This is a genomic window from Phocoenobacter uteri (assembly GCF_900454895.1).
Classification (GTDB): domain Bacteria; phylum Pseudomonadota; class Gammaproteobacteria; order Enterobacterales; family Pasteurellaceae; genus Phocoenobacter; species Phocoenobacter uteri.
In genome coordinates this window covers 1,175,744-1,188,012 of record NZ_UGTA01000001.1, presented here as the reverse complement: position 1 = coordinate 1,188,012, position 12,269 = coordinate 1,175,744, and the positions used below count along the sequence as shown (strand labels likewise).

Genomic DNA, 12,269 nt, shown 5'->3' with positions numbered 1-12,269 from the left:
GAATCTAGAAATAATACTGTTATTTGTTATGGATATAGGAGGATAAATTGAATATTGATTTTAAAGAGTATTTGTCTGTAATGAAAAAAGATTATGAAAATATTTTTGATAAAATTACACATAATAATACAATTAATAATGTTGATGTAAATTTACACTTTAAATATATAAAGTTTAATCCCAATGGAGATTTAAAAATTGATTTACTTGTAGAGACACTTATTAGTTATTTTACTCATTATTGTTTCTCAGCAAAAAAAAGAAGTATAGATAATAACTTAAGTGAAATAGAGAAAGAAAAACAAAGAAATAAGTTAAATAATGAAGCTAGGAAGTTATTTAGAAAGTGGGTTAATGATACACAAATAACATCTGGCGAAGCTGGTGAAATGATTTTATGGTTATTAATAGAAGCTGTTCTTGAAGCTCCACAAGTAGTTGCCAAAATGGATTTAAAAACAAACCCTCAATTAGAAAGTTTTGGCTCTGATGGTATAAATATGAAAGTAATTGATAATGTATTAAATATATTTTTTGGAGAAGCTAAACTTTATCAAGATATTGGAAAAGCTCTAGATAGTATTTTTGACAGTATTGGTAATTTTCATCAGAACGCTTTAAAAAAACATGAGTGTAATATGGTCACTACTCATTATAAATATTTAACAGAAGGAGAAAAAGAAAAAGTATATAAGTTTATAAATGATAATTTAAATGCGGATAAAGTGAAAATTAATCATGCTTGTTTAGTTGGCTATGATTGGAATAAATACAAAGCATTAAACGATATAAATACAAGAAAATCTTTTATAGATAAATTTGAAGAGGAATATGAAAAAGAATCAAGGAGATTAACAAAATTAATACAAAAAAGATTTGATGAGTTTTCTAAAAAAACTTTAATTTTTGAAGTGTTCTTTCTTCCTTTTCAAAGCGTGCAAGAACTTAGAGATAAATTTAATGATGAGTTATAAATGAATAAATTAAATGAAAAAGAATTAATTGATAATCTTGTTAAATACGATTTACAGAGATATTTAATAGATCTTGGTTTTATTGTTGATAATTCCTCTTTAATAATCCTTACGGAGAATGATATTAAAAATTTATGTAATATATCATCTGTATTTGCATTATCAGAAAAAGAAGAAGAGCAAGAGATTGCTTATGAAATAATTACAAAATTATTTTTAAATTTTGTTGAAGAGTATCCTAATTTGTATTCTATTGCTTATGCTATTCTTTCTCGATTAGGAAATTTCCCTAATCGAGAGTTATTAAAATCTTGTATTAAAGATACTATAAGCAGAAATAATAATTTTTTATTTGAATTAGAAATAAATAGTAGAGAGATAGAAAATAAGATTTCATTAATAGAAGGTAATGACTTATTGTTAACCGATTTTCAAAAACAATTTTTTGATGTACTTACTGATACAAATTTTTTTAGTGTTTCAGCTCCAACTTCAGCTGGAAAATCATTTATATTTACATTAGCAATTATTCAAAGATTACTTAAAAATAATAAAGAAATAATAGTTTTAGTAGTGCCTACTAGAGCATTAATAAAAGAGTTAAGCGGTAAAATAATAGAAAAACTTAAAGAATTTGAATTAATTGATAATGTTGATGTTCGTACAATACCTATTATTGAAAATAATGATGAAATAAATAAAGGTAGGGTTTATATTCTTACACAAGAAAGACTAGTTACTCTGTTAGAGCAAGATAGCTTAAATATAGATACTTGTTTTGTAGATGAAGCACAAGAAGTACAAAGTAATAGAGGCGTAGTTTTACAGAATGCAATAGAGATACTATTGTCTAAATATAAAAATGTTAAACTTTTTTTTGCTAGTCCCTTAATAAAAAATCCAAATTATTTTAGTCAATTATTTAATTTAAATTTTCATGAAGAGTTTTTTATTGAGAAAGTATCTCCTGTCGGACAAAACATTATTTTTATATCAGAAGTTAAAAATAAGCCACAAAAAGCCCATATTAAGTTATTAAATAAAGATTCTAAACAGTATGATTTAGGAGGCGTTGATTTAAATTTTAAGTTTAGAAACGTTGACAAACTCATAGAATTAGCAAAACAGATCACAAAAGATGGAGAACTTTCATTAATATATTGTAATGGAGCTAATGAAGCTGAGAAAAAAGCCTTATCTTTATCTAGAGAACTTGAAAATATTGAAGATAAGGAAATAAATGACTTAATTAGTTTTATAAAAGAAGATATTCATCATGAATATTCTATTATTAAATGTTTAAAAAAAGGAGTGGCTTATCATTATGGAAATATGCCTTCTTTTGTGAGATCTGAAATAGAACAACTTGCGAGTCAAAATAAGTTGAAATACATATTTTGCACTAGTACCCTGCTGCAAGGGGTGAATTTACCAGCTAAGAATATTGTTCTGTATAAACCTAAAAAAGGTCATAATAACCCAATGAGAAGAGCCGATTTCTTGAATTTAATTGGTAGAGCTGGACGATTGAAATATGAGTTTCAAGGTAATATTTGGTGTATCGATCCTGATAGCTGGAGTGAAAAGAGCTTTGAAGGAGAAAAACTTCAATTAGTTGAAGGTTTTTTTGAAAAAACAATACTTAATGAAACGGAACAGTTAATTGGTATCGTCCATCAAGAAGATAGTAATGATTATACTCACGTATTTGGAAAATTTTATTCTGACTTTATTTTAGGAAATAAAAATATAGAAAAATATCGTGATAAAGATAGTTTTGATAAAATTAAAAAATTACTAGTAGAGTCACAAAAGCTTGAGTTTGATATAGACTTACCAGATAAACTTATTAAGAAGCATTGTACTATACATCCTTTAAAACTTCAGAAAATGTATGATGAACTTATGAAAATACAAGATTTAAATGATTTTATACCTAAAAATATAGGGCAGAAAAATATTAATCTAAATTTAAAAAATATTTTTCAACTCATTGATAATATTTTCTTAAGTAAAAATAACAAACAATATCAATTTTATTCTTATATTGCTTCTAGTTGGATTCATAATGTTTCAATAAAAGAAATGATACTAAATTATAAACAACAGTATAAAAAAGAAATTAATTCATCTATAAGAGAGATTTTAAAAACTATTGAGCGTTATATTAGATATACTTATGTAATAAATACTAATGCTTATATAGATATTTTAAAAATAGTCATTTCAGAGAAGTTACCAGATTATGATCCAGAAAGTATTCCTAATTTACCCTTATATTTAGAATCTGGAACATCAGATAAGACAATACTAAGTTTAATATCTTTAGGTTTATCAAGATTAACGAGTATAAAACTTAAAAGCTCTAAAAAATTTATCTGTAAAGATCCAACACCTATTAATTGTTTTAATGTTTTAAAACAATTAAATATAGATATGCTAGATATACCAGAGATATGTAAAAAAGAGATAAGAAGATTAGTGCTATAAACCATTTATAAAGTTTAATAAAGTAAGAAATATACTTCTATTAAAAGAGCTACTAGCCTATTTAACCAAGCGGAGGATCAAATGGATATTAAATCTTTATTGAAAGAATTAAATATTACTTGTCAGTGGTTTGATATTACCCCTTGTATAACCTGTGCAGAGTCGGCGGCGTTGTTGCCAGAAGATCGCATTGGGATTGGAACAAAAAATTTGTTATTCCGAGATAAAAAAGGACGAAATTATTTTTTGTTGGTCACAGATGAGTACAAAACGGTTGATTCAAAAGCATTGGCTGAGCAGATAGAAAGCACTCGGTTAAGTATGGCAAATGAAGAAAAATTACAACAATTATTAGGTGTTGGCAAAGGGAGTGTGTCTTTGTTTGCATTGGTTAATGATCCCGAACAGCAGGTTCAATTACTCTTAGATGAGGATTTGTTGAAAGCAACACACTGGGACGCTCACCCTAATCGCAATGACGCGGTGCTGATTCTCTCTCGTGAGGATTGGCTGAGCTATTTTAAGTATTTAAATCGTAGTTGGATAACAGTAAAAGTATAATAAATAATGAGAAAACCAAGAATTTATCACCCTGAACCATTAGCAGGGAAAAAAGAATGTAGTTTGAGTGAGGATGCAGCGAATCACGTTGGGCGTGTGTTGCGTATGAATGTGGGGCAAGAGCTGATTTTGTTTGATGGTTCGAACCATATTTTTGACGCAGTGATTACGGAAAGCACCAAAAAACGCGTTAACGTTGAGATTTTATCGCAAACTTTTGATGATCGTGAATCTCATTTGCCGATCCATTTGGGGCAAGTAATTTCTCGTGGCGATCGTATGGAATTTACCATTCAAAAATCCGTTGAGTTAGGCGTGAATGTGATTACTCCACTTTGGTCGGAGCGTTGTGGTGTCAAGCTAGATAGCGATCGTCAAGGTAAGAAATTACAGCAGTGGCAAAAAATTGCGATTGCAGCCTGTGAGCAGTGTGGACGTAATACTATTCCTGAAATTCGTCCTATTATGAAACTGACAGATTGGTGTCAAGAACAAGATGAAATGTTGAAATTAAATCTACATCCTCGTGCCAAGCAAGGCATTAAGCAATTAACCAACGTGCCAAAAGCGGGTGTGCGTCTGTTGATTGGTTCGGAAGGGGGCTTGTCGGCGGACGAAATTGCGATGACCGAACAGCAAGGATTTAGCGAAGTATTATTAGGTAAGCGAGTGTTAAGAACGGAAACCGCCTCATTGGCAGCTATTACCGCATTGCAACTTTGCTTTGGGGATCTCAGCGAATGACGACACATTTCAAAAATCATTTTTTAATTGCCACGCCAGATATGGACGATGACTATTTTTCTCGCACCGTCATTTATCTTTGTGAGCATACTGATGAAGGGGCGATGGGGCTGGTTATTAGCGTGCCGACGGATTTATCGGTAATGGAATTGCTCGCCAAAATGGATTTTATGATGGCAAATCAACGTGATTATGCCAAAGATCAAATTGTGTTAAGTGGCGGACCAGTTAAAACGGATCGTGGCTTTATTTTGCATACCAAAACGCAACAAGATTTTATGAATAGCCAAGAAATCACGCCGAATATTTACCTGACGACCTCTGGCGATGTTTTAGATGTACTCGGTACACCGAAATCGCCTGAGCATTTTTTGGTTTGTTTAGGCTGTGCAACATGGCAAGCAGAACAATTAGAACACGAAATTGCAAAAAATTATTGGCTTGTGACTCCGGCTGATGAAAAAATCTTGTTTGAAACGGGTTATATGGATCGTTGGAGCGAGGCAAAAGGCTTACTCGGTATTGACGGCATTTTAGCAAAAGCGGGGCGAGCATAATGGGGCAGACAATCATTGCCTTTGATTTTGGCACCAAAAGTATTGGTTGTGCGGTAGGGCAGAGTATCACTGGCACGGCACAGGGTTTGCCTGCATTCAAAGCCCAAGACGGAATACCAAATTGGCAACAAATCGAACAAGTGTTGAAAGAGTGGAAACCTGATTTATTAGTGGTCGGCTTGCCCTTAAATATGGACGGCACAGAGCAACCTTTAACGCAACGAGCCAAAAAATTTGCGAACCGTTTAAATGGACGCTTTAATTTACCTGTTGAATTGCAAGATGAACGCTTAACTACCGTTGCCGCAAAAGAAGAAATTTTTGCACGAGGTGGTTATAAAGCCTTAACCAAAGGCAAAGTGGATTCTATTTCAGCGTGTTTGATTTTAGAAAGTTGGTTTGAAAATAATTAGAAGAAGATAAAAATGCGACTGATTCGAGGACTTTATAATCTTAATAAAAACACAGAATTATCAAAGGGTTGTGTATTAACTATTGGTAATTTTGACGGTGTGCATATCGGACATCAACATATTTTACAACGCTTAAATCAACAAGCTAAGCAGTTAAATGTGCCTTCTGTTGTGATGTTATTTGAACCCCACCCACGAGAATTTTTTGCACAAAAATTTGCAAAATCTGATCAAAATATTACCGCTTCTGCCCCTGCTCGTTTAATGCGTTTGCGTGATAAATTGCATTATTTGAAACAGCAACAGATCGATTTTGTCCTGTGTTTGCGTTTTAATGAAAAGTTTGCCTCATTACAGCCCCAAGATTTTATTTCACAACTTTTAGTAGAAAAATTAAAGGTAAAATATTTAAGTATTGGCGATGATTTTCGTTTTGGTCAAGCAAGACAGGGGAATTTTGAGACATTGCAACAGGCAGGTAAAACCTTTAATTTTATTGTTGAAGATAGTCAGAGCCACTGTTTTGAAGAGCAACGCGTGAGCAGTACTCTTATCCGTGAGGCGTTACATAAGGATAATTTGCACCTCGTAGAACAGTTACTCGGTAAGCCTTATTCCATTCGTGGACGAGTGGTTCACGGTAAAAAATTAGGGCGAACCATCAATTTTCCCACCGCAAATATAATGCTCGATCGTTTTGTTGTGCCGATTCACGGTGTGTATGCCGTTAAAGTCAATTTGAATGGGCAGCAATTACAAGGTATTGCAAATGTCGGTAATCGCCCGACAATCAATGGTACTAACGCACTTTTAGAAGTGCATATTTTTGATTTTAATCAGATGATTTATGGGCAAAGTATTGAAGTGATTTTTGTGAAAAAAATTCGTTCTGAAATTAAGTTTGAGAGTTTTGAGGCGTTAAAAAAACAAATTGAGCAAGATGTCGTTACAGTACGACATTATTTTCAATAGAAATTAAATCTAAAAAGGATAAAAAAATGATTACACTTTACGGAATTAAAAACTGTGACACAGTAAAAAAAGCATTGAAATGGTGTGCGGAAAATCAGTTATCGGCAACGTTGCACGATTACCGAGTTGATGGGCTAGATGAAGAATGGCTCGTAAAAATGGAAGGGATTTTAGGTTGGGATAAGCTGGTAAATAAACGCTCAACCACGTGGCGAAATTTAGATGATGAGATTAAAAATAATCTTGATCGTGAACTTGCATTAAAAACCTTGTTAGAAAATCCGACCTTGATTAAGCGTCCGATCACCGTTAAAGATGATGTGGTTTTATTAGGTTTTAATGCCAAAGAGTATGCGACTCAGTTATTAAAATAGTTAGTCTAATATATTGATTTGACGAATGTAGGGGCTGATTAGCAAAGGTAGTTTGCGTATATCATTCCGCAATATATAGGTTGCAATAGTGATGAAATATTTTTGCAAATTTTAGAGAAAATATGACCGCTATTTTGAGAAGTCCTTATTAAAGAGCGGGCGGATATACGCAAACTACGTTTGCTAATGTCACCCCTACAAACATCTCGCTCAATCTTAGAACTTATTGAGAATAAAATGAAAAATGAAATTATAACACTCGCTCAAAACTTAATTCAGCGAGAGTCGATTAGTCCTGATGATAAAGGCTGTCAGCAAGTGATTGCTGAGCTTTTGGAAAAGGAAGGCTTTGAGATTGAGTGGTTGCCATTTAATGACACCTTGAATTTATGGGCAACACACGGTACGAGCGAAAACAAAAAAAATTCACCTTGTGTGGCATTCGCGGGGCATACCGATGTTGTGCCTGTGGGGGATATTTCACAGTGGCAAGTCTCGCCGTTTAGTGCAGAAATTATTGATGATATGCTCTATGGACGTGGTGCAGCGGATATGAAAGGTTCACTTTCAGCGATGGTTATTGCAGCACGTGATTTTGTGAAAAATAATCCTGATCATAAAGGTAAAGTGGCATTATTGATTACCTCTGATGAAGAAGCCGCAGCAAAAGATGGCACGGTAAAAGTGGTGGAAACGTTAATGCAACGCAATGAACCGATCCATTATTGCGTGGTGGGCGAACCGTCTAGTACGTTGCAATTTGGTGACGTGATTAAAAATGGGCGTCGTGGCTCGATCACCGGAAATCTATATATTAAAGGGATTTTAGGACACGTTGCTTATCCGCATTTGGCGGAGAATCCGATTCATAAAGCTTTACCAATGTTGAATGAGCTAGCAAATTATCAGTGGGATAATGGCAATGCTTACTTTCCCGCAACGAGTTTACAAATTGTGAATGTAAAGGCAGGAACAGGTAGCAATAATGTGATTCCTGATGAAATTTATGTGCAGTTTAATTTACGTTTTAGCACAGAAATCAATGCAGAAATGATTAAGCAAAAAGTGGCAGAATTGCTTGATAAATATGCTTTAACTTATCGTATTGAGTGGAATTTATCGGGCAATCCATTTTTGACAGATGAAGGTAAACTGATTGATGTAGCGGTCAAATCTATTGAAAAATTTGCAAATATTACCCCTAAATTAGAAACTACTGGGGGAACATCAGACGGACGTTTTATCGCACAAATGGGGGCAGAAATTATTGAGTTCGGTCCTTTAAATAAAACCATTCACAAAGCGAATGAGTGTGTGAATTGTGATGATTTAGCAAAATCTGGTGCGATTTATTTCAATATTTTAGAGCAACTGTTAAAATAGATCTTTTTGAGTGATTATTGTGGGATATTTTTTATGAATAAAATGCCAAATATTGGTTTTGTAAGTTTAGGTTGCCCTAAAAATTTAGTGGATTCAGAACGCATTTTAACGGAGTTGCGTACCGACGGTTACAACATTATTCCGACCTATGAAAATGCAGATTTAGTGATTGTAAATACCTGTGGATTTATTGACAGTGCGGTGCAAGAATCCCTTGAAACAATCGGCGAGGCGTTGGCGGAAAATGGGCGAGTGATTGTAACAGGGTGCTTAGGGGCGAAGGAAGATCGCATTCGTGAAGTACACCCAAAAGTGTTAGAAGTGACGGGGCCGCATAGCTATGAAGCGGTAATGCAACAGGTGTATAAATATGTACCTAAACCTGCTTATAATCCGTATTTAAACCTTGTTCCAACACAAGGCGTGAAATTAACGCCTAAGCATTATGCGTATTTAAAAATTTCAGAAGGGTGCGATCATCATTGCACTTTCTGTATTATTCCGTCTTTGCGTGGCGAATTGGAAAGCCGTTCGATTACCCAAGTATTAGATGAGGCAAAACGCTTACGAGATTCAGGGGTAAAAGAGCTATTGGTAGTGTCGCAAGATACCTCTGCTTATGCGTTAGAGCAGGGTAAAGAAAGCCAAGCAAAAACGGTATTTTGGCAAGGTAAACCGATTAAAAATAACTTAATGAGCTTATGTGAAGAACTGGGTTCATTGGGCATTTGGGTGCGTTTGCACTATGTTTATCCTTATCCGCACGTGGATAATTTAATTCCGTTAATGGCACAAGGTAAAATTTTGCCGTATTTGGATATTCCATTGCAACACGCTAGCCCTAAAATTTTAAAAGCAATGAAACGTCCGGGTTCGATCAATCGCACGTTGGAACGCATCAAAAAATGGCGTGAAATTTGCCCTGAATTAACCTTGCGTTCGACCTTTATTGTGGGCTTTCCGGGTGAAACGGAAGAAGATTTTCAATTGTTATTAGATTTCTTAACCGAAGCTCAGTTAGATCGTGTCGGCTGTTTTAAATTTAGCCCTGTTGATGGAGCAACGGCAACAGATATGCCAGATCAAGTGCCAGAAGATGTGAAAGAAGAACGTTTCCATCGCTTTATGCAACTTCAACAACAAATTTCAGCCCAACGCTTGCAACAAAAAGTGGGTAAAACATTGACTGTGATTGTTGATGAAATTGACAGTGAAGGCATTATTGGTCGCTCAATGGCAGATGCTCCTGAAGTTGACGGCGTAGTTTATATTGCTAATCCACAAAATAAAGCGATACAAATCGGCGAATTGGTTGATGTAACCATTACTGATTCTGATGAGTATGATTTGTGGGGAACGTTGGTTTAGTTTTTTTCAAGAATAGGAATAAAAGGGAAAAGTCGTTGATAATCTTATTCAGTTAAGTTTTAAACGACTTTTTAATGACTATAAAAAAATATTTGGCATCTAGCCTTAAATTTTCTTTAAACCAATCAATAAACAATATGCTGTTGTCATTATGGTAAGAGTTTCGTTGCGCCTAGTAACTTGAAGTCATGGGTATTTAGTGGTGAGCTTATTGATTATCTCGAAAAGTAAAGGTAGAAGTAGTTTTTTATATAAAATAATTGCTATATTCTTACGCTGAGTAATTAGAATATTCTTTCGACGTGTAATATCTTTTGGCGATTTTTTCGAGTTTTTTCCTCTTTATTTTTAAATACCTTATGAGCAGAAATTTAGTTAAGAGTCTATATCTTAAACTATGCCATATTATTTTACTTTCCGCTTACAACCTTTCATAAATCTGTTAAAATTCCCCTAATTATTCTTATATTATGCCTTTGAGGAAAACGTGGCTTTATTAAATCTTTCTAACGCTTTTTTAGGTTTTGGTAATCAACCTTTATTAGATCACAGCGAATTACATATTGAACCCAATGAACGAGTCTGTTTAGTGGGGCGAAACGGAGCAGGTAAATCGACCTTGATGAAGGTGCTTGCGGGCGAAGTTAAACTGGATGACGGCTCGTTAATTGTTGAAAAAGATATTGTGATTGCAAGGCTTGAACAAGATCCACCTCGCCATATTCAAGATACAGTGTTTGATTATGTCGCAGAAGGTGTGGCACATTTGGCGGATTTATTAAAAGAATATCATCATATTTTGACTCAAATGCAGACGGATTATTCCGATCAGTTAATGAATGAATTATCGCAAGTTCAAGCAAAATTAGAGCACGGCGACGGCTGGCGATTTGAAAATAAAATTCAAGATACTTTAAAAATCTTAGAGCTAAACCCTGATATGCGTTTATGCGAACTTTCTGGGGGCTGGGTGCGTCGTGCTGCGTTGGCACGTGCGTTGGTGTCTGATCCTGATATTTTATTATTAGATGAACCGACCAACCATTTGGATATTGACGCGATTGCGTGGTTAGAAAACCTATTATTAGAGTTTAAAGGCAGTATTATTTTTATTTCCCACGACCGTAGTTTTATTCGCAAAATGGCGACACGTATTGTGGATTTAGATCGTGGAAAATTGATCTCTTATTCGGGGGATTACGACACTTATCTTAACACCAAAGAAGAAGATCTGCGTGTTGAGGCATTGCAAAATGAACTGTTTGATAAAAAACTTGCTCAGGAAGAAGTGTGGATTCGTCAAGGGATCAAAGCAAGACGTACTCGTAATGAAGGGCGTGTTCGTGCCTTAAAAGCATTACGCCAAGAAAGACAGCAACGCCGTGAAGTGCAAGGTAATGTTAAAGTCACTGTGGATAACCGAGTGCGTTCAGGCAAGATCGTCTTTGAAATGGAAAATGTAAATTACAGCATTGAAAATAAAGTGTTATTAAAAGATTTCAGCACCGTGATTCAACGTGGCGATAAAATTGCGTTGGTGGGGACAAACGGTTGTGGTAAAACCACTTTTATCAAATTATTGCTTGAACAATTACAGCCAACATCAGGCACAGTGCATTGTGGAACAAAATTAGAAGTGGCTTATTTTGACCAACATCGTGCGGAACTAGACCTAGAAAAAACCGTAATGGATAATGTGGCAGAGGGCAAGCAAGATGTTGAAGTTAATGGGGTAAAACGTCACGTTTTAGGCTATTTACAAGATTTCTTATTCCCACCACAACGTGCGAGAACGCCTGTTAAAGCCTTATCTGGGGGCGAGAAAAACCGTCTATTATTAGCTAAATTATTATTAAAACCGAATAATTTGTTAATTCTCGATGAACCAACCAATGACCTTGATGTAGAAACCTTAGAGTTGTTAGAAGAAATGCTGACGAATTATCAAGGCACACTCATTATCGTGAGCCACGATCGTCAATTTATTGATAACACCGCAACGGAGTGTTATTTCTTTGAAGGCGATGGCGTGGTCAATAAATATGTAGGCGGTTATTTTGATGCAAAACAGCAACAAGATAATGTGTTTGCAACCCGTGAAAAATCGCAAAAAGTGGCACAAAAAGCACCGCTTAAAAAAGAAGAACCAAAACAAGCGGTCGTTTCTCCATCAAAAAATGCAAAAAAAGTAAAACTTTCTTACAAAGAAAATTTAGAACTAGAAAGCCTACCACAAAAAATGGAACAGCTTGAAACCGAGATTGAAACTTTACAACAAGAAGTAAACTCAGCAGAATTTTTTGCACGAGAAGCAAGCTATACCAAAGCACAATTACAAAAATTAGCTGACAAAGAACAAGAGCTAGAACAAGCGTTTGAGCGTTGGGAAACTTTGGAAAATATTAAGAATGGGGTTATTTAAATAATTCGTAG

The 12,269-nt window shown here is 34.6% G+C and carries 11 protein-coding genes; all 11 read left to right on the top strand.

The window, feature by feature from the left end:
* The first annotated feature begins 47 nt into the window (after positions 1-47).
* Positions 48-974: a HamA C-terminal domain-containing protein gene (locus tag DYE60_RS05405; RefSeq protein ID WP_115315613.1), complete on the top strand. Its 927-nt coding sequence runs from the start codon at positions 48-50 to the stop codon at positions 972-974.
* Positions 975-3,464 carry a DEAD/DEAH box helicase gene (locus tag DYE60_RS05400; protein ID WP_115315612.1) on the top strand — a complete coding sequence of 830 codons (2,490 nt, stop codon included), beginning with the start codon at positions 975-977 and terminating at the stop codon, positions 3,462-3,464.
* A gap of 81 nt (positions 3,465-3,545) precedes the next feature.
* The gene (locus DYE60_RS05395) at positions 3,546-4,025 is read left to right on the top strand and encodes a YbaK/EbsC family protein (RefSeq protein WP_115315611.1); all 480 of its coding nucleotides are present in this window, start codon (positions 3,546-3,548) and stop codon (positions 4,023-4,025) included.
* Between the two features lie 6 nt (positions 4,026-4,031).
* Positions 4,032-4,769, top strand: a complete 738-nt coding sequence (gene rsmE / locus DYE60_RS05390; protein WP_115315610.1) for a 16S rRNA (uracil(1498)-N(3))-methyltransferase — start codon at positions 4,032-4,034, stop codon at positions 4,767-4,769.
* Positions 4,766-5,326 carry a YqgE/AlgH family protein gene (locus DYE60_RS05385; RefSeq protein WP_115315609.1) on the top strand — a complete coding sequence of 187 codons (561 nt, stop codon included), beginning with the start codon at positions 4,766-4,768 and terminating at the stop codon, positions 5,324-5,326. The genes rsmE and DYE60_RS05385 overlap by 4 nt, the downstream gene beginning before the upstream one ends.
* Positions 5,326-5,739 (top strand): Holliday junction resolvase RuvX, encoded by a 414-nt coding sequence (gene ruvX, locus DYE60_RS05380; RefSeq protein ID WP_115315608.1) that lies wholly within the window; start codon positions 5,326-5,328, stop codon positions 5,737-5,739. The genes DYE60_RS05385 and ruvX overlap by 1 nt, the downstream gene beginning before the upstream one ends.
* A gap of 12 nt (positions 5,740-5,751) precedes the next feature.
* A complete protein-coding gene (gene ribF / locus DYE60_RS05375; protein ID WP_115315607.1) occupies positions 5,752-6,711 on the top strand; it encodes a bifunctional riboflavin kinase/FAD synthetase in 960 nt (319 codons plus the stop codon).
* A 26-nt stretch (positions 6,712-6,737) separates the two neighbouring features.
* Positions 6,738-7,085, top strand: a complete 348-nt coding sequence (locus DYE60_RS05370; RefSeq protein ID WP_115315606.1) for an arsenate reductase — start codon at positions 6,738-6,740, stop codon at positions 7,083-7,085.
* Positions 7,086-7,322: 237 nt separating this feature from the next.
* On the top strand, positions 7,323-8,468 hold the full coding sequence (gene dapE, locus DYE60_RS05365; protein WP_115316430.1) for a succinyl-diaminopimelate desuccinylase: 1,146 nt from the start codon (positions 7,323-7,325) through the stop codon (positions 8,466-8,468).
* Between the two features lie 33 nt (positions 8,469-8,501).
* Positions 8,502-9,836 carry a 30S ribosomal protein S12 methylthiotransferase RimO gene (gene rimO, locus DYE60_RS05360; protein WP_115315605.1) on the top strand — a complete coding sequence of 445 codons (1,335 nt, stop codon included), beginning with the start codon at positions 8,502-8,504 and terminating at the stop codon, positions 9,834-9,836.
* Between the two features lie 487 nt (positions 9,837-10,323).
* Positions 10,324-12,258 carry an ABC transporter ATP-binding protein gene (locus DYE60_RS05355; protein ID WP_115315604.1) on the top strand — a complete coding sequence of 645 codons (1,935 nt, stop codon included), beginning with the start codon at positions 10,324-10,326 and terminating at the stop codon, positions 12,256-12,258.
* Positions 12,259-12,269 lie beyond the last annotated feature (11 nt).

What these genes read in the sequence shown, in the direction of transcription:
- DYE60_RS05400 (WP_115315612.1), top strand. Translation starts at nt 975, where the DNA reads ATGAATAAATTAAATGAAAAAGAATTAATTGATAATCTTGTTAAATAC.
- DYE60_RS05395 (WP_115315611.1), top strand. Translation starts at nt 3,546, where the DNA reads ATGGATATTAAATCTTTATTGAAAGAATTAAATATTACTTGTCAGTGG.
- ruvX (WP_115315608.1), top strand. Translation starts at nt 5,326, where the DNA reads ATGGGGCAGACAATCATTGCCTTTGATTTTGGCACCAAAAGTATTGGT.
- ribF (WP_115315607.1), top strand. Translation starts at nt 5,752, where the DNA reads ATGCGACTGATTCGAGGACTTTATAATCTTAATAAAAACACAGAATTA.
- DYE60_RS05385 (WP_115315609.1), top strand. Translation starts at nt 4,766, where the DNA reads ATGACGACACATTTCAAAAATCATTTTTTAATTGCCACGCCAGATATG.
- rsmE (WP_115315610.1), top strand. Translation starts at nt 4,032, where the DNA reads ATGAGAAAACCAAGAATTTATCACCCTGAACCATTAGCAGGGAAAAAA.
- DYE60_RS05370 (WP_115315606.1), top strand. Translation starts at nt 6,738, where the DNA reads ATGATTACACTTTACGGAATTAAAAACTGTGACACAGTAAAAAAAGCA.
- rimO (WP_115315605.1), top strand. Translation starts at nt 8,502, where the DNA reads ATGAATAAAATGCCAAATATTGGTTTTGTAAGTTTAGGTTGCCCTAAA.
- dapE (WP_115316430.1), top strand. Translation starts at nt 7,323, where the DNA reads ATGAAAAATGAAATTATAACACTCGCTCAAAACTTAATTCAGCGAGAG.